The sequence below is a fragment of the Pantoea sp. SGAir0184 genome (assembly GCF_043544755.1).
In genome coordinates, this window is record NZ_CP028050.1 from 1,778,305 (window position 1) to 1,800,208 (window position 21,904).

The 21,904-nt window shown below is 56.9% G+C and carries 27 protein-coding genes; 7 read left to right on the top strand and 20 right to left on the bottom strand.

What is annotated here, in order from left to right; genetic code table 11:
- The first annotated feature begins 10 nt into the window (after positions 1-10).
- The 4 genes from C1N60_RS08180 to dgcQ all read left to right on the top strand — a co-directional run bounded on the left by C1N60_RS08180 (position 11) and on the right by dgcQ (position 3,240).
- Complete coding sequence (locus tag C1N60_RS08180; protein WP_058757386.1) at positions 11-922, top strand: DUF808 domain-containing protein; 912 nt, start codon at positions 11-13, stop codon at positions 920-922.
- 36 nt (positions 923-958) lie between these two features.
- Positions 959-1,093: a hypothetical protein gene (locus C1N60_RS08185; RefSeq protein WP_254919505.1), complete on the top strand. Its 135-nt coding sequence runs from the start codon at positions 959-961 to the stop codon at positions 1,091-1,093.
- Between the two features lie 181 nt (positions 1,094-1,274).
- Complete coding sequence (locus tag C1N60_RS08190) at positions 1,275-1,454, top strand: YodC family protein (protein WP_010618657.1); 180 nt, start codon at positions 1,275-1,277, stop codon at positions 1,452-1,454.
- 133 nt (positions 1,455-1,587) lie between these two features.
- Positions 1,588-3,240 (top strand): cellulose biosynthesis regulator diguanylate cyclase DgcQ, encoded by a 1,653-nt coding sequence (gene dgcQ / locus C1N60_RS08195; RefSeq protein ID WP_394521633.1) that lies wholly within the window; start codon positions 1,588-1,590, stop codon positions 3,238-3,240.
- Here the strand turns inward: dgcQ and C1N60_RS08200 are convergent.
- From C1N60_RS08200 to C1N60_RS08210, 3 genes are all read right to left on the bottom strand, one after another.
- Entirely contained in the window at positions 3,237-4,457 is a 1,221-nt protein-coding gene (locus C1N60_RS08200) for a glycosyltransferase family protein (RefSeq protein WP_058757388.1), read from the bottom strand. The genes dgcQ and C1N60_RS08200 overlap by 4 nt on opposite strands.
- Before the next feature lie 26 nt (positions 4,458-4,483).
- Positions 4,484-5,281, bottom strand: a complete 798-nt coding sequence (locus C1N60_RS08205; RefSeq protein ID WP_058780716.1) for a mannosyl-3-phosphoglycerate phosphatase-related protein — start codon at positions 5,279-5,281, stop codon at positions 4,484-4,486.
- A gap of 359 nt (positions 5,282-5,640) precedes the next feature.
- The gene (locus C1N60_RS08210) at positions 5,641-5,874 is read right to left on the bottom strand and encodes a DUF2525 domain-containing protein (RefSeq protein ID WP_394521634.1); all 234 of its coding nucleotides are present in this window, start codon (positions 5,872-5,874) and stop codon (positions 5,641-5,643) included.
- A gap of 316 nt (positions 5,875-6,190) precedes the next feature.
- Between C1N60_RS08210 and C1N60_RS08215 the strand changes: the two genes are divergently transcribed.
- Positions 6,191-6,349 carry a YqaE/Pmp3 family membrane protein gene (locus C1N60_RS08215; RefSeq protein ID WP_021509855.1) on the top strand — a complete coding sequence of 53 codons (159 nt, stop codon included), beginning with the start codon at positions 6,191-6,193 and terminating at the stop codon, positions 6,347-6,349.
- A 67-nt stretch (positions 6,350-6,416) separates the two neighbouring features.
- Positions 6,417-6,614 (top strand): protein DsrB, encoded by a 198-nt coding sequence (dsrB, locus tag C1N60_RS08220; RefSeq protein WP_010618650.1) that lies wholly within the window; start codon positions 6,417-6,419, stop codon positions 6,612-6,614.
- 234 nt (positions 6,615-6,848) lie between these two features.
- Here the strand turns inward: dsrB and C1N60_RS08225 are convergent, their stop codons facing one another.
- The 15 genes from C1N60_RS08225 to fliF form a co-directional block, all read right to left on the bottom strand.
- Complete coding sequence (locus C1N60_RS08225) at positions 6,849-8,552, bottom strand: methyl-accepting chemotaxis protein (RefSeq protein WP_058776029.1); 1,704 nt, start codon at positions 8,550-8,552, stop codon at positions 6,849-6,851.
- Between the two features lie 163 nt (positions 8,553-8,715).
- Positions 8,716-9,351, bottom strand: a complete 636-nt coding sequence (gene rcsA, locus C1N60_RS08230) for a transcriptional regulator RcsA (protein ID WP_021509858.1) — start codon at positions 9,349-9,351, stop codon at positions 8,716-8,718.
- A gap of 627 nt (positions 9,352-9,978) precedes the next feature.
- Complete coding sequence (gene fliR, locus C1N60_RS08235; protein WP_021509859.1) at positions 9,979-10,767, bottom strand: flagellar biosynthetic protein FliR; 789 nt, start codon at positions 10,765-10,767, stop codon at positions 9,979-9,981.
- Complete coding sequence (gene fliQ / locus C1N60_RS08240; RefSeq protein WP_010618647.1) at positions 10,767-11,036, bottom strand: flagellar biosynthesis protein FliQ; 270 nt, start codon at positions 11,034-11,036, stop codon at positions 10,767-10,769. The genes fliR and fliQ overlap by 1 nt, the downstream gene beginning before the upstream one ends.
- Before the next feature lie 41 nt (positions 11,037-11,077).
- Positions 11,078-11,812 carry a flagellar type III secretion system pore protein FliP gene (gene fliP / locus C1N60_RS08245; protein ID WP_031280176.1) on the bottom strand — a complete coding sequence of 245 codons (735 nt, stop codon included), beginning with the start codon at positions 11,810-11,812 and terminating at the stop codon, positions 11,078-11,080.
- Positions 11,812-12,207: a flagellar biosynthetic protein FliO gene (gene fliO, locus C1N60_RS08250; protein ID WP_058757392.1), complete on the bottom strand. Its 396-nt coding sequence runs from the start codon at positions 12,205-12,207 to the stop codon at positions 11,812-11,814. Before fliO ends, fliP begins: the two co-directional genes overlap by 1 nt.
- 2 nt (positions 12,208-12,209) lie before the next feature.
- The gene (gene fliN, locus C1N60_RS08255) at positions 12,210-12,620 is read right to left on the bottom strand and encodes a flagellar motor switch protein FliN (RefSeq protein ID WP_021509862.1); all 411 of its coding nucleotides are present in this window, start codon (positions 12,618-12,620) and stop codon (positions 12,210-12,212) included.
- Positions 12,613-13,620 carry a flagellar motor switch protein FliM gene (gene fliM, locus C1N60_RS08260; RefSeq protein ID WP_021509863.1) on the bottom strand — a complete coding sequence of 336 codons (1,008 nt, stop codon included), beginning with the start codon at positions 13,618-13,620 and terminating at the stop codon, positions 12,613-12,615. Before fliM ends, fliN begins: the two co-directional genes overlap by 8 nt.
- A gap of 4 nt (positions 13,621-13,624) precedes the next feature.
- On the bottom strand, positions 13,625-14,110 hold the full coding sequence (gene fliL / locus C1N60_RS08265; protein ID WP_021509864.1) for a flagellar basal body-associated protein FliL: 486 nt from the start codon (positions 14,108-14,110) through the stop codon (positions 13,625-13,627).
- Positions 14,111-14,240: 130 nt separating this feature from the next.
- The gene (locus C1N60_RS08270; RefSeq protein WP_211725782.1) at positions 14,241-15,506 is read right to left on the bottom strand and encodes a flagellar hook-length control protein FliK; all 1,266 of its coding nucleotides are present in this window, start codon (positions 15,504-15,506) and stop codon (positions 14,241-14,243) included.
- On the bottom strand, positions 15,503-15,946 hold the full coding sequence (gene fliJ, locus C1N60_RS08275; RefSeq protein WP_211725781.1) for a flagellar export protein FliJ: 444 nt from the start codon (positions 15,944-15,946) through the stop codon (positions 15,503-15,505). Before fliJ ends, C1N60_RS08270 begins: the two co-directional genes overlap by 4 nt.
- A 24-nt stretch (positions 15,947-15,970) precedes the next feature.
- Complete coding sequence (gene fliI, locus C1N60_RS08280; RefSeq protein WP_021509867.1) at positions 15,971-17,326, bottom strand: flagellar protein export ATPase FliI; 1,356 nt, start codon at positions 17,324-17,326, stop codon at positions 15,971-15,973.
- Complete coding sequence (gene fliH / locus C1N60_RS08285; protein ID WP_058771154.1) at positions 17,326-18,030, bottom strand: flagellar assembly protein FliH; 705 nt, start codon at positions 18,028-18,030, stop codon at positions 17,326-17,328. The genes fliI and fliH overlap by 1 nt, the downstream gene beginning before the upstream one ends.
- The gene (fliG, locus tag C1N60_RS08290; protein WP_021509869.1) at positions 18,023-19,015 is read right to left on the bottom strand and encodes a flagellar motor switch protein FliG; all 993 of its coding nucleotides are present in this window, start codon (positions 19,013-19,015) and stop codon (positions 18,023-18,025) included. Before fliG ends, fliH begins: the two co-directional genes overlap by 8 nt.
- On the bottom strand, positions 19,012-20,733 hold the full coding sequence (gene fliF, locus C1N60_RS08295; protein WP_394521635.1) for a flagellar basal-body MS-ring/collar protein FliF: 1,722 nt from the start codon (positions 20,731-20,733) through the stop codon (positions 19,012-19,014). The genes fliG and fliF overlap by 4 nt, the downstream gene beginning before the upstream one ends.
- Before the next feature lie 277 nt (positions 20,734-21,010).
- Between fliF and fliE the strand changes: the two genes are divergently transcribed.
- Entirely contained in the window at positions 21,011-21,322 is a 312-nt protein-coding gene (gene fliE, locus C1N60_RS08300) for a flagellar hook-basal body complex protein FliE (RefSeq protein ID WP_021509871.1), read from the top strand.
- Positions 21,323-21,367: 45 nt separating this feature from the next.
- Here the strand turns inward: fliE and C1N60_RS08305 are convergent, their stop codons facing one another.
- On the bottom strand, positions 21,368-21,541 hold the full coding sequence (locus C1N60_RS08305; RefSeq protein WP_158251397.1) for a hypothetical protein: 174 nt from the start codon (positions 21,539-21,541) through the stop codon (positions 21,368-21,370).
- Positions 21,542-21,626: 85 nt separating this feature from the next.
- Entirely contained in the window at positions 21,627-21,812 is a 186-nt protein-coding gene (locus C1N60_RS08310) for a hypothetical protein (protein ID WP_058785645.1), read from the bottom strand.
- Positions 21,813-21,904: the final 92 nt, after the last annotated feature.

Consider the following 21,904-nt stretch of genomic DNA (forward strand, 5'->3'; position numbering starts at 1 on the left):
GAATGACATTTTGGCAGGAACCAGCTTACTGACTCTTCTGGATGATATTGCCACGCTGCTCGACGACATTTCCGTCATGGGCAAAGTGGCGGCAAAAAAGACCGCCGGCGTGCTGGGCGATGACCTGTCGCTCAATGCGCAGCAGGTGACAGGCGTGAAGGCCAATCGTGAGCTCCCGGTGGTGTGGGGCGTGGCGAAAGGCTCGTTTATCAACAAACTGATCCTGGTGCCGCTGGCGCTGCTGATCTCCGCATTTGCGCCCTGGCTGATTACGCCGCTGCTGATGATTGGCGGCGCCTATCTGTGCTTTGAAGGAGTGGAAAAAGTGCTGCACAGCCTGCACCACGACAAAGCGGAGAAGAGCCCGGAAGCGCGGCAAAAGCGCCTGGATAATCTGGCGCAGCAGGACCCGCGCCAGTTCGAAAAAGATAAGGTGAAAGGCGCAGTGCGCACCGACTTCATTCTGTCGGCTGAAATTGTGGCGATTACCCTGGGCATTGTGTCGGATGCGCCGCTGCTCAATCAGGTGTTAATCCTCGCCGGTATTGCCATTCTGGTGACCATCGGCGTGTACGGTATTGTGGCGATGATCGTTAAGATTGACGATCTCGGCTACTGGCTGCGTGAGAAGTCTTCCACGCTGGCGCAGGCCACCGGCGGCGCGCTGCTGGCGCTGGCACCGTGGCTGATGAAAATCCTGTCGGTGGTTGGCACCGTCGCGATGTTCCTGGTGGGCGGCGGCATTATCGTGCACGGTATCGCGCCGCTGCATCATGCCATTGAAGAGTACAGCAGCGGCTTCCCGGGTGTGGTTTCCATGCTGCTGAGCAATGGTGCGAATCTGGTGCTGGGCTTTATCGTTGGGTCGATTGTGCTGTTAGTGGTAAATCTGGTTGCGAAGCTGCGTGGTAAATCGGTATAAAGCGCAGGAAATTTCTAATCACGGGTCAGGAGAACGATGATGAACGACGATATGTTTGAATTTGATATCGATGCACAGCTGGAGCAGGCGGAAGCCAAAGCGGCAGAAAAAGCCAGCGAAGTGCCGGCGGATATCAGCGACGAAGCCGACTGCGAAGGTTGCAAAATCTGATTTTCCACCCGGGAAAATCGTTCAAAGCCGATAATAACTTTTATCGGCTTTGTTTATTTACGGCATTTTTCACTGCTTATTCCGAATTTGTCACAGTAATAGCAATATCCTATAGGCAAAAAACGCGCACAGCTGCTATACCTTAATCCGTTCATTCAACGGTGAGAAGGGAGGGCGCGGTATGACCTTTGCAATCAGTGACGAAGTTCAGCACAAACAGGGCGGACCCACCATGGTGGTGACCGGCTATGCCAGCGGAATGGTAGAGTGTCGTTGGTATGATGGCTACAGTGTACGCCGCGAAGCGTTCCGCAGTGATGAGCTGACGCATCTGTCGGCCGCGCGCCAGCTGGCCAGCTGAGTCCCTCGGGACGGTCAGCGCGCCGTCCCGATGTCATTGTCACTTTTCACGTTTTTCCTGACCTCTGCCTGTACGCCGTTTTCCCGCCTGACTACACTTCTTCAATTCGTTGTTATCCGGAGCCTGGCTACTGATGCCAATCTCGCCACTGTCATCACGCCGCATGACGCCTGCGCTGCGCGTGCATCTCTGTTTTCTGGCGGTCTTTCTATTTTCACTTTTTCTCACCGTCCATGAAGCGCTGGAATTAAAAAATAATTATCAGCAGCGGCAGCGCGCCCAGCTGTCGGAGATCCAGCGCAGCCTCGACAGCCGCTTTCAGGAGAGTCTGGACGAGCTTAATTACTATCAGCGGATGCTCAGCTACGCGCTGACGCACCCGCTGAATGCCGATTATGGTCAGCACGCCCTGCAGCGTTTTCAGCAGTTGCGCCATCAGCCGGTGTGGCAGTTGCAGATCGCTAACCTGCGCAGTATGCCGATTAACGGCGTCAGCGATGAATGGCTGCAGCGTGATGCGCTGCTGCAGCGCGATGATACTTATCTGCTGCCCGAGCTGCGCGCTGCGCTGGAGTTCAGCTTTATCATGCAGTTCAGCGATGAGGCGCAGGACTTTCATTCACGCTTCTGGTACACCTCACGCGCGGGCTATTACATCAGCTCACGTCCGCCGCGCGACGCGCAGGAGCTGGCGCAAAGTTACGCCACCATGACGCAGCGACCCTATTTTCGCGACCAGCAGCCGGGCCGGGCGCCGCAGACGCGATGGCACTGGACTGAAGCCTATCAGGGGGAGTTCAACGAAGGGTTGATGCTGACGGTGAGCGCGCCGGTGATCGCCCATCAGCACTGGTACGGCGTGTTATCGATGGACTTCACCCAGCAGCGAATTAATGCATTGCTGCACCAGTCGCGTCACAGCGTGCTGCAGGGCAAGCTGGTGCTCGAAGATCGTGCACTCAACGAGATCACCCGGCTGCCGGCGCCGCACGATGTGGCATTAAGCCCTGCGCAGCGCGGCCAGCTGATGCAGGCGATGCACCAGCAGCCGGCCGGAACACTGTGGCTGGGCAGTCAGCTGGCCAGTTGGGTTAAGTTAAAAAATGTCGATGCCTGGCTAATCAACGTGCAGAGCCTGCGCCAGGGGCTGGCGCAGGAGCTGGGGCGGGTAGCGCTGTTTCTGTTGGGCATGTGGCTGCTGTTCGTGCTGTTACTGGCGCTAGCGCATCAGGTGATTTTCCGCCTGGTGAGGCGACTGGAAGACCTCTCGGCGCGACTGGCCTGGCGCGCTAATTATGACGGCCTGACGCGCCTGCTTAATCGCAGCGCCTTTTTCGACCAGTTTATCGCGCTGGCGCGGCGCTGCGAACAGCAGCAACAGCCGCTGGCGGTGATCCAGCTCGATATCGATCATTTCAAAAAGGTCAATGATAGCTGGGGCCATCACGCGGGCGATCAGGCGCTGATGCGCGTGGCCGGCGTCATCAAACATACGCTGCGCCCTTACGACGTAGCCGGACGCATCGGCGGCGAAGAGTTTTGTATCGTGCTGCCGCACACCACGCTGGCTGAGGCGCAGGGCGTGGCGGAGCGTATCCGCAGCCGGCTGGCGGCCAAAACCATTCTGGTCAACGCCAGCACCACCTTTAGCGTTACGTTGTCAGCAGGTGTCAGCTGCAGTACTGAGCAGGGCAGTTACCATGCAGAGAGCCTGCAGGCGGTAGCGGACCGCCGCCTGTATCTGGCGAAAAGCGGCGGTCGCAATCGGGTGTGCGCGGCCGGTTAGACTTTGCCCTCGTTATCCTCTTCTACCGCCTGGTAGATGCGCTGCAGGATATCGGGGAACGCCGACTGCACGCGGCTCCAGCTGGGGATAAACGGTTTCTCGTTTGGCCGCTCGATGAACGACTGGCCGGCGTCGAGAATCGCCTGAGTGAACATCTCGACCGCCGCTTCTTCAATGTGCTGATCAAACTTCAGTCCGTTCATGGTGGCTTCGTGGTTGTAGATCTCCATCATGTCGAGCGCGTTGCGATAATAGGTGGCCTTCAGCACGCGGAACGAGTCGCTGGTGAGCGGCACGCCCATTGTCGCCAGCTTACGCAGTAGCGACTGCACGATATCGTTACTCATGCGTTTCAGGCCACCGGTGCCGTCCTCTTCTGCCAGCGGCTGATGCTTATGGTCGTAGTTGTCCGCGATTTCCACCTGGCAGGTCTGCCGCGTGGTGTAATTGCGATAAATCTCTGACAGCACGCCAATCTCCAGCCCCCAGTCGCCAGGGATTTTGATGCCGTTCAGCACGTGGGTGCGCATGGCAAACTCGCCGGACAGCGGATAGCGGAAACTGGTGAGATAATCGAGATACTCCGAATGGCCGTAGACTTTCTGCAGCGAGCGCAGCAGCGGGCCCACCAGCAGACGTCCGACGCGGCCATTAAGCTTGCCGTCCGCAACGCGCGCATAGAAACCTTTGCAGAATTCATACTGAAACGCCGGGTTGGCCAGCGGGTAGAGCAGACGTGCCAGCATGCCGCGCTCATAGGTCACGATGTCGCAGTCATGCAGTGCCACGCACTGCGAGCGGTCGGAGGCCAGCGTGTAGCCGGTGCAGAACCACACGTTGCGACCCTTGCCGGGCTGGCTGGGCGACAGACCCTCTTTATCCAGCTCGGCGTCCAGCGCTTTCAGCCGCGGGCCATCGTTCCACAAAATGCGGTGGCGCTGCGGCAGGCGCGAGAAAAATTCGCGCGCGAAGAGAAACTGATCGCGATCGGCACGATCGAGGCCAATCACAATCTCCTCCAGATAGGGCACTTTCGCCAGTTCATTGACGATATTATCCAGCGCCGGGCCTTCCAGCTCGGAAAACAGCGAGGGCAGAATCAGCCCCATTTTGCGCTTGCGCGCAAAGCGCACCATCTCTTTTTCCAGCGACTCCACGCTGCGGTGGGTGAGATTATGAAAGTTGGTAATTACGCCGTTCTGGTAAAAATCACTCATCGTCTCATCCTTCTGGTCAGCTGCCGTTATTCAGGTTGGGCAAGAAAGTAATCCAGACCTTCGCGCCAGCCCTCAGGGCCAACGTGTGCGGTGTGGTAAACGTTATGATGATCGCTGCGTTGCAGCACCACCGGGTTTTTACTGAAACCTTTAATCACCACGGCATAATCGACGCGCTCCAGCATCGGCGCATCGTTAGGGCCATCGCCCAGACCAATCGTGGTGCGCTTCGTGCCTTCCTGCTGCTGCAACTGCTGCAATAACTGTTCCAGCGCCACGCCTTTACCGCTGCCCGCCGGCATCACGTGCCAGAAACGTCCGCCCTGCGTCAGGGCCAGCTGATGCTGCGCCAGCGCCGCGCGGAAGGCGTCGAGCCGCGTTTCATCATCGCGCCATACGATGACTTCAGACGCATCGCGCAGTCGGCTCTGGCTGGCTTCCGTCAACGTCAGGCCGGTGAAACGGGCCACTTCTGCGTCGCTAAAGTCATGAAAGCCGGTGAAGCGAAAATCCGCCTGCAGGGTGCTGAGCGTGGCGCAGAGCGCAAGATAATCGGCACCGGGCTCTTCGGCGATCTGCGCCTCCCCGCCAAAGGCGACGCGGGCACCGTTTTCCGCGATAAAGGGCGCACCGGCGATGCCCAGCCGCTTCTGCAGCGGAATAATTTCGGCTGCGGTTTTACTCGAACAAATCACCAGCGGAATCTGTTGCTGCTTAAGACGCGCCAGCCACTCGCTGGCGGCCTGCCAGTTATAGTCATGATGATCGAGCAGCGAACCATCGAGATCGGTCACGATCAGCAGGGAGGAATCTAACGGGATCATCAATACACTCCTTACGCCCAAAGGCATCCGTAAAGCGACGTGTAATCAGTATAATAGCGTAATCACGATCACACTTTTCCTTGCCGCCGGCGCGGCCACTATCCAGGATAATTCTTAAAACACCGCCCGGATACCGAAGCGGCTGCACGTTTTGTGCATGCAGAATGTCAGCCGTAGCGCGATGTTTTCGGTAACAGCAGTGCATGATTATGCAGATTTGTTCGAATTGCGTGCAGAATTGAGACTTGTCTTACTTCAGCTAAGGCGTACTCTGAAGCGGTGTTAAGATTTTCCTGGTGTAACGAATTTATTCTTTTTTCAACCCGGCCAGCGTGCCGGGTCTTTTTTTGAAATCGATTTCAGCGGTTCACCTCGGTGATGGTGAAATCACGAATATCAAGTTCAAACGCCTCGGCCAGTGCGGTGTAGGAGTCAAACGCTTCGCCATTCACCTTCACGCGGTGCGCATCTTCAGCCTGCATAAACTCCTGCACTTCGCCTGACGTTTTTTTCTGAATCGCTTCCAGCAGCGCGTCCACGTCGATGTTCACTTCGCGCTGCACGTTATCGCTGTACTCTTTTGCTGTAGCCATGACAGCCTCCCGGAGGCAAACGGATTCCTGACAAGTATAGACGGTGACAGCGGGTGAGGGACGTGGACGGGAAACGGGCAAAAAAAAGCCCGCGCTGCGCGGGCAAAAATCCTTGTTACTTTTAGGTTGACTGCCCCTTTGGGGTTGGTGCAGTGCTGACAAGTGTACGAGGGTGCTGCGTCAAAAGTCTTTCCGGGAAATGTTAAGAAAGTGAAAAGCCCGGCTTTGACACTTCTTTACCCGCTCTATTCCCCATTCTGGCGTAAAACAGCTATGCTTACAGCTGGTTGATTATTATGGTTATCAGGGAGTTAGTATGGATTTAATTCGGATCATTATTGCCATTCTGTTGCCACCGCTGGGCGTGTTTTTACAGGTCGGCTTTGGCGGCGCCTTCTGGCTCAACATTCTGCTGACGCTGTGTGGTTACATCCCCGGCATCGTGCATGCGGTGTGGGTAATCGCCCGACGCTGAGCGCGATCAGGCAGCGCTGACTATCTTCCGTTACACTATGCGCAGGACTGTTTCTGGAGAGAAATCAATGAAGGTCAATGACCGGGTAACGGTAAAAACCGACGGCGGCCCACGTCGCGTCGGTACTGTGCTGGCTGTGGAAGGCTTTAATGAGGGCACCATGTATCTGGTAGCGCTGGAGGATTACCCGCTGGGAATCTGGTTCTTTAATGAGAGCGATCACGCCGAAGGCGTGTTTGTTGAGCCGTATGCGGGCGAAGGGTAGTGTGGTTTTGCGATTAGATTACCCTCACCCTAACCCTCTCCCGCACGCGGGAGAGGGAACCGTTCAGTGCTCCTGCTCGCGGGAGAGGGAACCGTTCAGCGCCGATGCTTAGTAATAAGTTGTTCCTGAAGCGTTGTGTGAAAACCTACTCAACAGCCGCGCGGACAGCCCCCTCTCCCGCAAGCGGGAGAGGGCTGGGGTGAGGGAAAAATACCGCACCCCACCTCAATCCTCTTAAAACGTCTCCCAGTTATCATTGCCCGCTGCAGCCAGCGTCGGACGTGGAGCGAGCGCTGGCGCTTTCAGCGCCGACTGCGGCGCAGCAGCCACCAGCGAAGCCGGCGTATCATTCAGGCGGAACACCGCCACCGCCTGCGTCAGTTTACCGGCCTGATCTTCCAGCGAAGCCGCGGCTGAAGAGGCTTCCTCCACCAGCGAAGCGTTCTGCTGCGTCACGTTATCCATCTCGGTCACCGCCAGGCTGACCTGCTGAATGCCACGGCTCTGCTCATCAGACGCTGCCGCAATCTCGGCCATAATGTCGGTAACGCGGCGCACCGCTTCGACAATCTCGCCCATGGTGCTGCCGGCTTCACCGACCTGATGCGAGCCGTTGCTGATCAAATCCACCGACTCGGCAATCAGCGACTCAATCTCTTTCGCTGCCTGCGCACTGCGCTGCGCCAGATTGCGCACTTCACTGGCGACCACGGCGAAGCCACGGCCCTGTTCCCCGGCGCGCGCGGCTTCTACCGCGGCGTTCAGCGCCAGGATATTGGTCTGGAAGGCGATACTGTTAATGACGTTGGTGATCTCGGCGATTTTCTTCGAGCTGCCGGAGATGTTATTCATGGTTTTCACCACGCCGCTCACCAGTTCACCACCGCTGCGCGCTTTGCCTGACGCATCGGCGGCCAGCTGACTGGCGTGATGGGCGTTTTCGGCGTTCTGCTTCACCGTGGCGGTGAGCTGCTCCATGCTGGCGGCAGTCTGCTCCAGCGCAGAAGCCTGCTGCTCGGTGCGTGATGACAGATCGGTATTACCTGCGGAGATCTCGCTGGAGCCCTGATAAATTGCCACCGCGCCTTCCCGGACGGTGCCGACGGTGCGCACCAGCGACGCCTGCATCAGCTGCAGGTTGTGCAGCAGGCTGCCAATTTCGTTGCGACCATAGGCCTGCTCGGGGGCGGTGAGATCGCCCTGCGCGATGCGCTCAATGCGACCCACCGACAGGCGCAGCGGATTGATCACCACGCGGCGCAGGAACACGAAGGTGAGCAGCACCAGCAGCAGCGCGGCGGCAAAAGCCGCAGCCATCGCGATAAAACCGACGCGCGACTGATGCGCCGCTTCGGCGTTAATCGCTTCGGCACGCTCGGTGCGGATCTTAATCGCCTTCAGCAGCACGGCATTATAGGCATCATCCAGCTTGCGCGTGACATCGGTCTCCTGCGCGACAATCCCCTCAAAGCTGCCCTGTTTCGCCGACTCGATCATCGGCTTCAGGCCTTTATCAATATAGGCGTTGAAGCTGGTGGTGAGCGGACCGTCGAGCGCCAGGTCAGCCGGCGTCTTCATTTTGCGATCCATATAAATTTTGAAGCCCTCGCGCGCCTGCTTAATGCGTGTTTCGGTGCGCGCCAGATCGGCACGATAGCCATCCATTTCACCGATGCGAGCCGCCGCGCCCGACTGCAGTACATTAAGGCGTGCGGTTCGCAGATGGTTTGAGCTGTTAGAAATGCCCATGCGCACCTGAATCTCATCGGTGGCGTCATTGAGGGAATTATTGCTCTGAATCAGAAAGTAGCTGGCGAGTCCAATGCATAGGGCAAAAAGCAGCAGAATGCCACCAAAGATCATGCTGAACAGAGGCATCAGGCGTAGGTTTTGCCAGATGCTGAGCTTATGTTGCTCATCTATCGATGCTGTTTTCATTTCCTTGCTCTCATAGTGGTAAGGGGTTCTGAAAACAAGCATCGGCAGCAGGGGATAAAGGCTTAGCGGGGAAGTGGGATCGCGCTCGCAAAACGCTCAAAAATAATCAAGGCCAGTCGCGGGGACTGGCCTTGACCACAAAGCGTATTATCGTAAGGTGAAATTATCGCACGTTGACATAAATGCCCGAGGTAACATTATCTGTCAGGCGCACCACATGATAAATAACCTGTTTATTGTGCGTTTTAATTTTGCGTTTAATATTGCCTTTATGTGACGAAACAGTTTTCGCTTTGATTTGCATCTTATCCGAAATCTGAATGGTGTCATGACCTGACATCCACATTTTCAGCATATTCGATTCAGTCTGGCTCAATGTCAGTGGATGAATATCCAGCCCGGCAGAAATGCGCGGTGAGGCATTGAGTTTCTTTTGCAGGTAGGTGCCCAGCAGGGAGTCCAGTGTCGATGTTTTTATCGATTTTGACGTAATAATCAGGTTCTTACGAACGTAGAGGTATTCCTCAAAATGGATATTCGAGATCGCCATAAAAATAAAGAATAGCGTATCCGGATGCTGCATGATAATAGAACGAATGCGATCGCTGGAATCGGATTCGTGAATAAAGCATTCTTCGTTAATAAATACTACGCCCGGTTTTAATTGCTCACACCGTTGTTGCAATTGTTCGATGTCAGACACGGAAGTAATATTTTTCTTTTTGACTCCTTTTGCCGACATATAGTCTGACAAACCCAGGCGTGTGTAGTTACATGAATCCATAATAATCGTTGGCATTATAGCGACCCTCACCAATTTGTTATCCGTTTAAATCAACGATGAATACGCGTTTGCGGTACGAGAGAGATTTCCAAAGACACTTTTTTATTCTGCTCGGCAGACTGGCGTAATGCATTCCTGCGCCATCTTGACTCGTCCCTGACCCGTTCTGCGAAGTTTATTGTGTTACTTCCACGTCACTCTTGTCCCCGCGATAGTGGGAATCGCCGGGAATTTGGTTTATGTGTTTCTTTCGCTCTGTTTTGAGAGCCCTGTCACTATCGCGCAAGTCACAGACAAATCTGATAGGACAATTCTTAAAAACATTTGAATCGCGAAAGTGTGACGTTTCAGCGAGTGTTGACAATGCCGGAAAAAAGGGATTTAGACAAGAAAAATCGCTGTAATATTTTTTTTGTTTAAAAACAGCCCTTTGAGCATTTTATCAACCGATTCACCGGCTTAACCGGCTTAGGAATCGTCTGACTAAAATACGCGAAGCGCCGTTTAATAAGAATAATTTTCACCATAAATGCGCATTTATCAGAATATCCTCAGTTGATTTCTGAAAAATATGGTTCGAAAAATGCACAGAATGTTTTTGATTACTTAACTATCGTATAAGAAGGTTAACAGTATCGTTAATCAACGGGCAGGGGAAAGTTCTGATACAAACTGCGCGAGTAAATCAAAGACTTCACCGAACAGATGTTCACAGAAAGGTGCAAGCAACGGCATCATCATACCCAGACTCAGGATCCCTACCGTTAAGGTGATTGGGAAGCCGATGGCGAAAACCGACAGCTGAGGTGAAACGCGGTTTAACAAACCTAGTGCCAGGTTTAGCGTGAGGAGCAGAATTATTAAGGGTAGCGCTAACATCATGCCATTAAGGAAAATTAAGCTGGCGGCTTTGGTCAGCGCCATGAAGGCGTTGGCGTTGAGTGGCTGATCGTTAATCGGCAACGTGTGAAAACTGTCCACCAGTAACGAGATCAACCACAGGTGACCGTTGAAGGTCAGGAACAGCAGCATCGCCAGCATGTCGAGAAAACGGGCCAGCAGCGGCATGTTGATCCGGCTGTTCGGGTCGAGCAGGGTGGCAAAAGAGAGACCCATCTGTAGACCAATCATCTCACCGGCCAGCCGCACGGCAGAAAAAGCCAGCTGCATGGTCAGACCAATCCCCACGCCAATCAGCAGCTGCTGCACCAGCATCCAGAAACCGGCCGGGGTAAACAGCGTCACTTCGACCGGCGGCAGCAGCGGCATCAGAATCCAGGTGGTGACTACCGCCAGTCCAATTTTGACCCGTTTTGGAATCGAACGTTCATTCAGCAGCGGCGCGCTGGCAAACAGCGCCAGCAAACGCACCATCGGCCAGAAGAATTGCGCCACCCAGTGCACCAGCTGGCTGCTGTCGAGGGTGACCATTAGCCGATGATATAAGGCAGGTTGCTGAACAGGGTACGGATGTAGTCCAGCATCAGGTTAAGCATCCACGGTCCGGCCACCACGGCGGTGGCCGCAACGGCAAGAATTTTCGGGATAAACGACAGTGTTTGTTCGTTAATCTGCGTTGCCGCCTGCAGAATACTGATCAGCAAACCGCTCACCATCGCCACCAGCAGCAGCGGAGCGGCCATCATCAGGGCGATACGCATCGCTTCCTGGCCCATTACCATTACCGATTCCGGTGTCATGTTGCGCTCCTGTCGAGAGAAAGGTGAGGGCGGAAAGCCACTCAGGAGTAAAAACTTTGCGCCAGCGATCCCACCAGCAGCTGCCAGCCATCCACCAGCACGAACAGCATCAGCTTAAACGGCAGCGAAATCGTGGCCGGCGGCACCATCATCATTCCCAGCGCCATCAGTACGCTGGCGACCACCAGGTCGATGATCAGAAACGGAATAAAGACGGTGAAACCAATCTGGAAAGCGGTTTTCAGCTCACTGGTGACATAGGCGGGCAGCAGAATGCGCATCGGCACCGCTTCCGGACCCTGAATCGGCGCGCTGTTGGCGAGACGGGCGAACAGGGCCAGGTCGGCTTCGCGCGTCTGGCGCAGCATGAACTCACGCAGCGGCTGGGCACCTTTGTCGATCGCCACGTCCATACTGATTTTGTCCTGGCTGAACGGCAGATAGGCATCGGTGTAAATCTTGTCGAAGGTCGGCGCCATGATAAAGAAGGTCAGGAACAGCGCGAGACCCAGCATCACCTGATTCGGCGGCGCGGACGGCGTACCCAGGGCGTTACGCAGCAGACCAAACACAATAATGATGCGGGTGAAACTGGTCATCATCAGCAACACCGCCGGAATAAAGGTCAGCGAGGTAATGAAGACCAGCGTTTGCACCGGCAGCGACCAGCTCTGGCCGCCATTGGCCAGCGGCTGGCTGATCAAACCCGGCAGCTGCGCATGGGCAGCCGGTGCCAGCAGCATCAGCAGCGGCAGAAGAGGGAGCAATCGACGCATCATTGGGGTTTTCCGGGACGTTTAACCAGGTTCTGAAACAGCTGACGAAAATCCTGCGGCGCCGCGCTGACAGGTAGAGACGCTTCCGGTGGCAGCGGCGGCAGCGAGTGCAGATGGGTGATCTGCTGAGCGGTGACGCCCAGCACTAAACGCGCATCGGCGGTATCAACAATCACCACCCGCTCCTGACGGCCAACCTGCACGCTGGCGCTGACTTTCAGCGCCTGGCCGCTCACCGCTTTCGGCGCAAAGCCGAGGCGTTTTGCCAGCCAGCCGCAGGCCAGAATCAGCAGCACGATCACCGCCAGCACGCTGCTGACTTGCCCAACGACCGAACTGGTAGACACCACCGGCTGGGCGTGAGCGGGCTGAACGGTTTGCGCGTTTTTTAACATGATTAGCGGCTCAGACGACGCATACGTTCGGACGGGGTAATAATGTCGGTGATGCGCACGCCATATTTGTCGTTCACCACCACCACTTCACCCTGCGCGATCAGATAGCCGTTGATCAGGATGTCCAGCGGCTCGCCGGCCAGGCCGTCAAGCGCCACCACCGAACCCTGCGTCAGGCGCAGCAGCTCTTTGATGGTCATCTTGGTACGGCCCAGTTCCACGGTCAGTTTGACCGGGATATCCATGATCAGATCGATGTCCTGCAGCGAGCCGCTGGCGGCGCTGGCCTCAAGCGACTTGAATACGTTATCGCCTGGCTCCGCTGCACTGCTGGTCGCCGCCTGCTCGTTCATCGCTTCAGCCCACAGATCGTCCGCAGAGATATCATCGGACGGTTTTTTGCTGTCACTCATTGGGCTGTTCCTCATTCAGCGAATTCAAAATCGGGTTAATCAGATGTTCTACACGCAGCGCATACTGGCCGTTGAGCGTGCCATACTGGCTCGTCAGTACCGGTACGCCGTCGACGTGGGCAATGATGCGGTCCGGCTTCTCAATGGGCAGGACGTCACCAGGTTTCAGTTGCAAAATACGTGACAGACGCAGCGACGTTTCAGCGAAGTGGGCAATCAGCTCCAGCTCCGAGTGCTGCACCTGTTTCACCAGATTGTCGCGCCAGTGGTTATCTTCCTGACGCGAGTTCTCCAGCGGTGGATTGACCAGCAGCTCGCGCAGCGGCTCAATCATCGAAAACGGAATACAGATATTGAACTCACCCACCAGGTTGCCAATCTCCACCTGGAACGGTGTGTTGACCACGATATCGTTCGGTGAGGTGGTGATGTTGGTGAACTTCACCTGCATTTCAGAACGCACGTATTCCACTTCCAGCGGATAAATGGCTTTCCATGCGTCGCTGTAGCCTTCCAGCGCCAGCTTGAGCATGCGACGAATCACGCGCTGCTCGGTGTGGGTGAACTCACGGCCTTCCACTTTGGTCGGAAAACGACCGTCGCCGCCAAACAGGTTATCCACGGCGATAAACACCAGGCTCGGCGAGAACACCACCAGCGCAGTCCCCCGCAGCGGCTGCAGGTGAATCAGGTTCAGGTTGGTTGGCACCGGCAGGTTGCGGGCAAACTCATGGTACGGCTGAATCTTGATTGCCCCAACGCTGATATCCGGGCTGCGGCGCAGCAGGTTGAACAGCGCCATACGGAAATGACGGGCAAAACGCTCATTGATGATCTCCAGCGCCTGCAGACGCTCGCGCACCACGCGACGCTGGGTATTGGGATCATAGGGGCGGATATCGCCATCGGCCCCTTTGGAACTGTTCTCTACTTCCGCACTGTCACTGTCGCCATTGAGCAGCGCGTCAATCTCAGCCTGGGAGAGAATGCTATCGCCCATTAAGTCACCTCAAAATGAAGGCGGTAAACAGCACGTCACTGACTACCTGCGCAGGTTGACCTTTTACCAGCGGTGGCGCCAGCACCTGTTTGATCTGTTCAACCAGGGCCTGTTTGCCTTGCTCGGTTGCCAGCGCGCTGGCGCTCTGACGTGAAAGCAGCAGCAGCAAACGGCTGCGCACCTCAGGCAGGTAGTCATTCAGCCGACGACGGGTATCCTCATCCGGCAGACGCAGGGTAAAGCCTACGTACAGCACGCGATCGGGATCGTTGTCGGGATTGACCAGGTTAACCGTAAACGTATCCATTGCAAAAAATACCGGGGCGGGCGGCGGCTCCACTTTGGCAGCCTCCGGCTTGTCACCCTCGTGTTTATTCATCATTCGCCAGACTGCATAGCCTGCCACGCTGCAAGCGGCCAGCGTTACAATCAGTAACACCGGAATTAGTAATGAACGTTTGCGGCCTTTAGCTTTCGCGTTATCAGACATGTTTGCAGTTACTTCCTGTGAATTATGGGCAAGCCTCTCGGCTTACCTGGACAGATTATCCCGCGTCTTAAGTCAAACAATGGGAAGAAAAGACGCGGGTTTTACGCTTACCTTCAGCGTTTAGTCGCTGTCAGGCAAAGATATCGACAGCGCCGTTGCCGGTCGCGCGCGCCTGGAGGGCTGCCGGGACGGCAATAGGCGTTATCTCGTTGTCACTGTCCTGGGAGAGGGTAAAGCTGCCGTACTGGCCGTCGCGACGTCCTTCCTGCTGGCCCTGATAACTCTGGCCCTGTGCGAAGGCGTCGCTGTTGACGTTACTCTGTCCCAGGTTAATGCCGCTCTCCGCCAGCGCCGTACGCAGCTGTGGGAGCGCCGCTTCCAGCGCGGCCCTCACATGGCTGTGGCTGGAAACCATTGTTAACTGTGCCTGATCTTTATCTAGCGTCAGGCTGATCTGTATCGCGCCGAGGTCTTCCGGATGCAGACGTAATTCGGCGTTCTGCTGGCCGTTACGGCTGAACATCACAATCTGCTGGCTCAGCGCCTGCTGCCACTCGTTGCTGCCCAGCTGCGCATTCAGCATCGGCGTGGAAGGCGCGGTGCTGGTGCTGGCCGTGGTGCTGACCAGCGGACTGGTACTGCTCAGCGGGCTGCTGATGGCCGGCGCGCTGCTGTCATGGCTGCTGAGCATCTCGCGCCGCTCTTCCGGTTTGCTCAGCGTGCTCAGCACCTGCTGAAAACTCTCATCCAGCGTCATACCGCTGTTGCTGGCCGGCGTGCCGCTGGCGGCCGCGCTCTGCACCGGGCTATGGCTGACACCGGTCAGGCTGGTCAGCGCATCTCCGCCTTTAGATTGCTGGCCATCCGGCTTCGCCTGTTCCTCTTTCAGCGCACTTTGCAGCGAACTGTTAAGTAACGCAGCGTTTAAGCTGGTGCGCGCCTCACCCCGGGTTTCCAGCGCGGTGCTGTTATCCGCTGGCGGGCTGCTGCGGTTTTCAACCACCGCTGGCAACATGGCAAACAGCGCCTGCACATTCTGTAAGTCGCTGGCAGTTAACGAACTTGCTGCGCGCTTGTCATTATCATCGGCTGATTTCAGCCCGGCTTTAGTGTTTTCCGGCTGTAAAAGTGCGTTTAACGCCTCTGGTTTGTCCAGTGCCTGCAGCAGGGCGCTTAATGACGCTTTTGTGACGTTTTTCGCGTCAATTTCTGCCGCCAGATCAGCGGATTGCGCGCCATTTCCCTGCTGCTTAACCAGCGTCAGCAGGCGGTTGCCCAGCTCGGTAATAAATCCCTGCGGCAGGTTGTCAGCAGCGGACAGATTGTCCACTGCCGCTGAAGGTTGTGCTTTGCCGGTTTTAGCAAGCTGTGTCAGCAGTGTTGGCAGCGTGTTCATTCGCTTTTCCTCAATGCGGCCCGTTGGGCAAATTCATCCATCCGTTTCTGATCGAGACGGCTTTCCTGTCGTAATGCGTTCTCTTCCGCGCGGGTAATCAGCGTCTGATAGGCATTCAGCTTCTTATGCTTTTCACGCCAGTTGCTCAGCGCCTGTTCCAGCCGCTGGTTCCACTGATTAAGCTGCTGGCGATGCTGTTCGATGGCTTTTTCCAGCGTCTGAATAAACTGGTGATAATTGCTCCAGCGCGTGCTGGCGATGCCGCCGGACATATCCTGATTGAGCTTATTACGGTACTCATCCTGGTAATCGAGCAGCATGCTGAGCTGCTGATCGGCCTGCTGCTGACCGCGACGCATGTCGCCGAGGTGGATCACCGCCTGTTCCAGATCCTGCTCCGCCAGGTCGCGCAGCGTATCAATCGCATTGGCTGTCTTCATCGCGTTACCTCAAGTCGGGCGGCGTTAGCCGAACATCGCCTGCAGGTGCAGACAGGCATCGTCATAATCGCTGCGTTCAAAAATGCCCTGCTGCAGGAAAGCTTCCATCTGCGGATAGAGCTTAATGGCCCGGTCCAGCATCGGATCGCTGCCTGCGGCATAAGCGCCGACGCTCACCAGATCGCGGTTACGCTGAAAGCTGGAGAGCAACTGCTTGAACTGGCGCACGCGCGCATAGTGGGTTTCATCAATCAGCGAGGTCATGGCACGGCTGATCGACGCTTCAATATCAATGGCCGGATAGTGACCGGCCTCCGCCAGGCGACGCGACAGCACGATGTGGCCGTCGAGAATAGCGCGTGCCGAGTCGGCAATCGGGTCCTGCTGGTCGTCGCCTTCGGTCAGTACGGTATAGAACGCGGTGATTGAACCGCCGCCGTGAATGCCGTTGCCGGCGCGTTCTACCAGCGCCGGCAGCTTCGCGAACACCGATGGCGGATAGCCTTTGGTGGCCGGCGGCTCGCCGATTGCCAGGGCGATCTCACGCTGCGCCATGGCGTAGCGGGTGAGGGAGTCCATAATCAGCAGCACGTGCTGACCGCGATCGCGGAAATCTTCGGCGATGCGCGTGGCATAAGCGGCCCCCTGCATACGCAACAGCGGCGAAACGTCGGCCGGCGCGGCGATCACCACCGAGCGCGCGCGCCCTTCGGCGCCAAGAATGTTCTCGATAAACTCTTTAACTTCGCGGCCACGTTCACCAATCAGGCCCACCACGATGACGTCGGCTTTGGTGTAACGCGCCATCATGCCGAGCAGCACCGATTTCCCCACGCCGGAGCCGGCAAACAGCCCCATACGCTGGCCGCGGCCCACGGTGAGCAGGGCGTTGATCGCCCGCACGCCGGTATCCAGCACATCGTGGATCGGCGTACGCTGCAGCGGGTTGAACGGCGCGGTGATCAGCGGCGCGCGGTAGCCGGTTTCCGGCGCGGGCAGGCCATCCAGAGGTTTGCCGCTGCCGTCCAGCACGCGGCCGAGTAGCTCCGGCCCCAGCAGCAGCTGTTTACCGCTGTGATCGCCGTGCACGCGGGCATACACGCGCGCGCCGGGCAGAATGCCATCAACCTCTTCCAGCGGCATCAGAAACAGTTTCTGGCCGTTGAAGCCGACCACTTCGCTTTCCACTTCGGTAATTGTGCCGTTGTCGTGGCGCTCAATAATGCAGGTGGCGCCCAGCGGCAGCTGCAGGCCGGTGGCTTCCAGCACCAGACCGGTGGCGCGCGTCAGGCGGCCGTAGCGGCGCACCGTCTGCACCTGACTGATGCGGTCTTCAAAACTGTCGAGCGCGCCCAGCCAGCGCGAAAGGCGTGACGTCATCAGAATGCTCCCGGTGCCGCCAGACGGCACAGCTCCTGCCAGCGCGTGGCGACGCTGGCATCCAGATCGCCGTCTTCGGCGCTGAGTTTACAGCCGCCGGGATGCAGCGAACTGTCGGCCAGCAAACGCCAGCCGTGTAAATCGAGCGTTGGGCCCAGCGTCTGCTCAACGCGCTGCAGATCGTCCGGGTGCACGCGCAGCTGCGGTTTGCCGCTGAACATTGGCTCCTGCTGAATCAGCTGCTGGATCTGGCGCAGCAGGGCGCTGCCATCCACCTGCGTCGCCTGGCCAATCACCGTGCGCGCCGCTTCCAGCGCCAGCTGCATCAGGCGCGACGCAATCACGCTATCCAGCGCTTCCAGCGTGTGATGAAACTCGGTGACCAGCTGCTGCATACGCGCCTGTAACGGAGCCTGCTGCTGCTGGGCATCGGCCAGTCCCTGCTGGAACCCGGCGTCATAGCCGTTTTGCTGCGCTTCGGCGAAGCCTTTCTGATAACCTTCGCTGTAGCCCTGCGTCTGCGCATCTTTACGCATCTGCTGCTGCAGACGTTCCAGCTGCTGCTGCTGTTCATCTTCCTCGCTCAGCACGAGGTCGTTGTCCGGCTCGTCCGCCAGCAGCAGTTCAGGTTCGGGCGGCTGCGGTGCGCCTAAATCATCAGGCTGCCAGCGCTGCCATGCACGGGCGGAAAAGGCATCAGACATAGGTTTCCTCGCCACCACCAATTACCATCTCGCCTGCTTCCGCCAGACGGCGCACGATAAGCAGGATTGCTTTCTGTTCGTTCTCCACCGCGGACATACGGACCGGGCCACGGTTGGCGAGGTCGTCGCGCAGGATATCGGCGGCACGCGCCGACATGTTTTTGAGGAATTTCTCGCGCAGCGGCTGCTCGGCGCCTTTCAGGGCAATCAGCAGCTGCTCGGACTCCACTTCCTGCAGCAGACGCTGGATGCTGCGGTCGTCCACTTCCACCAGGTTTTCGAACAGGAACATCTCGTCGATAATCTTCTGTGCCAGCTCGCCATCGAAGTCGCGTACTGCTTCGATAACCGCTTCTTCCTGCTGGGTTTTCATCAGGTTGATGATTTCCGCTGCGGTTCTTACGCCGCCCATCTTCGCGCGCTTGAGGTTGGTGCCATCCAGCAGGCCGTTGAGCACTTCGGTCAGCTCCGCCAGCGCCGCCGGCTGTACACCGCCGAAGGTGGCGATACGCAGCATCACATCGTGGCGCAGACGCTCGTCGAACAGCGCCAGAATATCCGCCGCCTGGCCGCGCTTCAGGTGCACCAGAATGGTGGCGATAATCTGCGGGTGCTCGTCGCGGATCAGATCCGCCGCCGCCTGCGGTTCCATAAAGTTGAGGGTTTCCATGCCGCTGGTGGTTTCGCGCGTTTCGAGGATATCTTCCAGCAGGCTGGAGGCGCGCTCTTCACCCAGCGCCTTGATCAACACCGAACGCAGGTAGTCGTTGGAGTTGAGGCTTAGCGCAGCAAACTGTTCGGCATCGGTTTCGAACTCGCGCAGCACTTCGGTCAGCTGCTTGTGCGAAATCTGTTTCATGCTGGCCATCGCGGCGCTGAGGTGCTGTACCTCACGCTGGTTGAGGTGTTTAAACACCTCCGCCGCACGCTCTTCGCCAATGGTCATCATCAGAATGGCGCTCTTTTCAGTACCGGTCAGACTCATAGTTCGTTACTCATCCATTCGCGGATAACCAGCGCCACAACGCGCGGATCGTTTTCAGACATATCGCGGATGCGCTGGCTCATCACCTCGGCGCTCATGCGGTTGTTAGATTTGCGCTCCTGGTCCAGCTCGTCTTTATTGATCTGGACGCTGTAAGCGGCTTCTTCCTCACGCGCGGCAGCACGGGCAGCGGCGGCTTCGGCGGCGGCTTTCTCGGCTTCACGTTTACGCAGCAGCTGCGGACGCACCATTTTGCGGTAGAGGATGAAGGCAACCAGTGCCACCAGCAGCCAGCGACCGGCGTTCATCAGCTGATCAAAGAACGACTGCTGCTGCCAGAAGGGCAGGTCGCCGCCAGTCGGCTCGGTGGTGTTGAACTGCGAGTTCACCACGTTGACGCTGTCGCCACGCGTTTGCGAATAGCCCATCGCTTCGCGGGTCAGATCTTCAATCTGCTTGATCTGCTGATCGTTCAGCGCCACCGCTTTGCCTTTGCCGTCATCGCGGTAGTTGACCACCACGGCGACCGACAGGCGCTGCACGTCACCGACGTTGAGTTTGGTGTGACGAATGGTGCGATCCAGCTCGTAGTTCACCGTATCGTTGCGGCTGGAGCTGCTCGGGCCGCTGTTCTGCGCGGTGCTGGTCGAGGTGCCGGCATTCTGCGCGTTGTTGTTGTTCTGCTGACCGTTAGCGTTGTTATTGTTCTGCTGCTGCGGGTTGGTGACCGGCGCGGTATTGGCCGGCGCAGGCTGATTCGACAGCGCACCCGGTACGCCGCCCGGATACGGGCTGCCGTTCTGATCGTTGGTGCTGGTCTGGCGTGAGCGAATCGCCGTGTTATTCGGGTTCGCATTCGGCTGATACTTCTCATCCGTCTGCTCGCTGCGGTCAAAGTTAATCTGCGCGGTCACTTGCGCATGCACATTACCCTGACCGAGAATCGGATTCAGAATGGCTTCAATGCGCTGCTGATAGCGTGCTTCCACTTCGGAGGCGTATTTCAGCTGGGCATCGTTCAGATCGCGGCCTTCGCTGTCGGAGCGCGTCAGCAGGCGACCCGCCTGATCGACCACGGTTACATTGCCTGGTGGCAGACCGGCTACGCTGCTGGAGACCATGTGCTGAATCGCCTGAATCTGGCCTTCATCCAGCGCACGGCCCGGTTGCAGGTTCAGCGTTACTGAGGCAGACGGGGATTTTTGCTCGCGCACGAACAGCGTCGGTTTTGGCATCGCCAGATGAACGCGCGCGCTCTTTACCGGTCCGAGCGTTTCGATGGTGCGCGCCAGCTCACCTTCCAGCGCACGCTGGTAGTTAATCTGCTCACTGAACTGGCTGATACCAAACTTCTCTTTATCCATCAGCTCAAAGCCTACTGAACCCCCTTTCGGCAGTCCCTGCTGGGCAAGGCGCAGACGCAGCTCATGCACTTTATCGGCGGGCACCATCAGGGCGCCGCCGTTTTCAGCGAACTGGTAAGGGATGTTCATCTGGGTGAGCTGGGTAACAATCGCGCCGCCATCCTCATCAGAGAGGTTGTTATAGAGAACGCGATAGTCGGGCGCTTTGGCCCACAGCACCAGCGCCAGAACCACGGCGATAGCGGCCGCGGCAGCAACGATTAATGGAATACGCGGATTTGCGCGCAGGCGGGCGAGAAGGTCATTAAAGCCTTTCTTTGCTGTATCCTGTGTGGCGGCTGCACTCGCATTCATGACCAATTCCTGCCTGACATAATTGACCGGGTGTATGTAGGTGACAAAACTGACTCCCTGATACGCATCCCCGCCCGTTGATGCCGTGTAGCTGGCCGACGGGGTAGGGGAAAAAATGAAATTCCAATCTAATGCCTGGCATTATTTGATGAATCGTGTCACTTCGATGGCTGGATAAGCCGGGTTTTTTGCAGTCATTTAGCGCCTTTGTCCTATTGACAGTGTGTTAACTTTTCCTCCGTGAAAAAAAGAACCCTTCATCTATGAGGTACAGGCAATGTCAATTCAGGCAATAGATGGCGTACTGCAGCAGCTGCAGCTGACGTCACTGCAGGCCAGTGGCAAACCGACCGAGTCCGCCAGTCAGCTCGATTTTGGTGCCACCATGAAAGCCGCGCTGGATAAAATCAGCGCCACCCAGACCGCTGCGCGCAGTCAGGCGCAGGATTTTGAGCTGGGTAAACCGGGCATCCAGTTGAATGATGTGATGGTCGATCTGCAGAAATCGTCGATTTCGATGCAGATGGGGATTCAGGTGCGTAACAAGCTGGTGAATGCCTACAGCGAGATCATGAGCATGCAGGTCTAGCGGCGCGCAATAAAAAACCGCCTGAGAGAGGCGGTTTCGTCAGGGTCAGGGCAGTGACAGTTTTTCGCTGATCGTCCTGTAGCCCTGTTCAGCGAAGCGTTGCTTGCTGATGGCATCGTTTTTGGTGGGTTCAAACCAGGCACCTTCTCCACTGGTTGAGAAAAACCAGACTTCTGGCTGTTCTGCGCCGCGCTGCACCCAATAAAATCCTTCCTGCATTATCATGTCCTCCTCACAGGAATATAGTTCAGCTACGCTGCGCTTAACAGCGTAACTGACAATATTCTCACCTGCAGACGAAAACCTAAGCAGATTGCACCTCTTCCGGTGGCATCAGTTTGCCACTGAGAAGTTTAAAACCGGCAGATTTAAAACGAGGCAGAGAAAGCGGTATCGGCTCCATCGGGCGATAAAAACCGCGTCCAGCATCCCAGTACCATACCTCAGGCTCAGTTGTGCTGCTGCCTACCCAGTAAAAACCCGTATCCATCAGTGCTCTCCAGAAATGAATGAAGGCACGCCTTCTCTAATTTCCGCAAAATAATGTCTTAATTAAACTCAATGATCAATCTCGGTTGCCGC

Excerpts from the sequence above, each read along its gene's own strand:
- C1N60_RS08185 (WP_254919505.1), top strand. The coding sequence starts at position 959 with ATGATGAACGACGATATGTTTGAATTTGATATCGATGCACAGCTGGAG.
- C1N60_RS08190 (WP_010618657.1), top strand. The coding sequence starts at position 1,275 with ATGACCTTTGCAATCAGTGACGAAGTTCAGCACAAACAGGGCGGACCC.
- dgcQ (WP_394521633.1), top strand. The coding sequence starts at position 1,588 with ATGCCAATCTCGCCACTGTCATCACGCCGCATGACGCCTGCGCTGCGC.
- C1N60_RS08200 (WP_058757388.1), bottom strand. The coding sequence starts at position 4,457 with ATGAGTGATTTTTACCAGAACGGCGTAATTACCAACTTTCATAATCTC.
- C1N60_RS08205 (WP_058780716.1), bottom strand. The coding sequence starts at position 5,281 with ATGATCCCGTTAGATTCCTCCCTGCTGATCGTGACCGATCTCGATGGT.
- C1N60_RS08210 (WP_394521634.1), bottom strand. The coding sequence starts at position 5,874 with ATGGCTACAGCAAAAGAGTACAGCGATAACGTGCAGCGCGAAGTGAAC.
- C1N60_RS08215 (WP_021509855.1), top strand. The coding sequence starts at position 6,191 with ATGGATTTAATTCGGATCATTATTGCCATTCTGTTGCCACCGCTGGGC.
- dsrB (WP_010618650.1), top strand. The coding sequence starts at position 6,417 with ATGAAGGTCAATGACCGGGTAACGGTAAAAACCGACGGCGGCCCACGT.
- C1N60_RS08225 (WP_058776029.1), bottom strand. The coding sequence starts at position 8,552 with ATGAAAACAGCATCGATAGATGAGCAACATAAGCTCAGCATCTGGCAA.
- rcsA (WP_021509858.1), bottom strand. The coding sequence starts at position 9,351 with ATGCCAACGATTATTATGGATTCATGTAACTACACACGCCTGGGTTTG.
- fliR (WP_021509859.1), bottom strand. The coding sequence starts at position 10,767 with ATGGTCACCCTCGACAGCAGCCAGCTGGTGCACTGGGTGGCGCAATTC.
- fliQ (WP_010618647.1), bottom strand. The coding sequence starts at position 11,036 with ATGACACCGGAATCGGTAATGGTAATGGGCCAGGAAGCGATGCGTATC.
- fliP (WP_031280176.1), bottom strand. The coding sequence starts at position 11,812 with ATGCGTCGATTGCTCCCTCTTCTGCCGCTGCTGATGCTGCTGGCACCG.
- fliO (WP_058757392.1), bottom strand. The coding sequence starts at position 12,207 with ATGTTAAAAAACGCGCAAACCGTTCAGCCCGCTCACGCCCAGCCGGTG.
- fliN (WP_021509862.1), bottom strand. The coding sequence starts at position 12,620 with ATGAGTGACAGCAAAAAACCGTCCGATGATATCTCTGCGGACGATCTG.
- fliM (WP_021509863.1), bottom strand. The coding sequence starts at position 13,620 with ATGGGCGATAGCATTCTCTCCCAGGCTGAGATTGACGCGCTGCTCAAT.
- fliL (WP_021509864.1), bottom strand. The coding sequence starts at position 14,110 with ATGTCTGATAACGCGAAAGCTAAAGGCCGCAAACGTTCATTACTAATT.
- C1N60_RS08270 (WP_211725782.1), bottom strand. The coding sequence starts at position 15,506 with ATGAACACGCTGCCAACACTGCTGACACAGCTTGCTAAAACCGGCAAA.
- fliJ (WP_211725781.1), bottom strand. The coding sequence starts at position 15,946 with ATGAAGACAGCCAATGCGATTGATACGCTGCGCGACCTGGCGGAGCAG.
- fliI (WP_021509867.1), bottom strand. The coding sequence starts at position 17,326 with ATGACGTCACGCCTTTCGCGCTGGCTGGGCGCGCTCGACAGTTTTGAA.
- fliH (WP_058771154.1), bottom strand. The coding sequence starts at position 18,030 with ATGTCTGATGCCTTTTCCGCCCGTGCATGGCAGCGCTGGCAGCCTGAT.
- fliG (WP_021509869.1), bottom strand. The coding sequence starts at position 19,015 with ATGAGTCTGACCGGTACTGAAAAGAGCGCCATTCTGATGATGACCATT.
- fliF (WP_394521635.1), bottom strand. The coding sequence starts at position 20,733 with ATGAATGCGAGTGCAGCCGCCACACAGGATACAGCAAAGAAAGGCTTT.
- fliE (WP_021509871.1), top strand. The coding sequence starts at position 21,011 with ATGTCAATTCAGGCAATAGATGGCGTACTGCAGCAGCTGCAGCTGACG.
- C1N60_RS08305 (WP_158251397.1), bottom strand. The coding sequence starts at position 21,541 with ATGCAGGAAGGATTTTATTGGGTGCAGCGCGGCGCAGAACAGCCAGAA.
- C1N60_RS08310 (WP_058785645.1), bottom strand. The coding sequence starts at position 21,812 with ATGGATACGGGTTTTTACTGGGTAGGCAGCAGCACAACTGAGCCTGAG.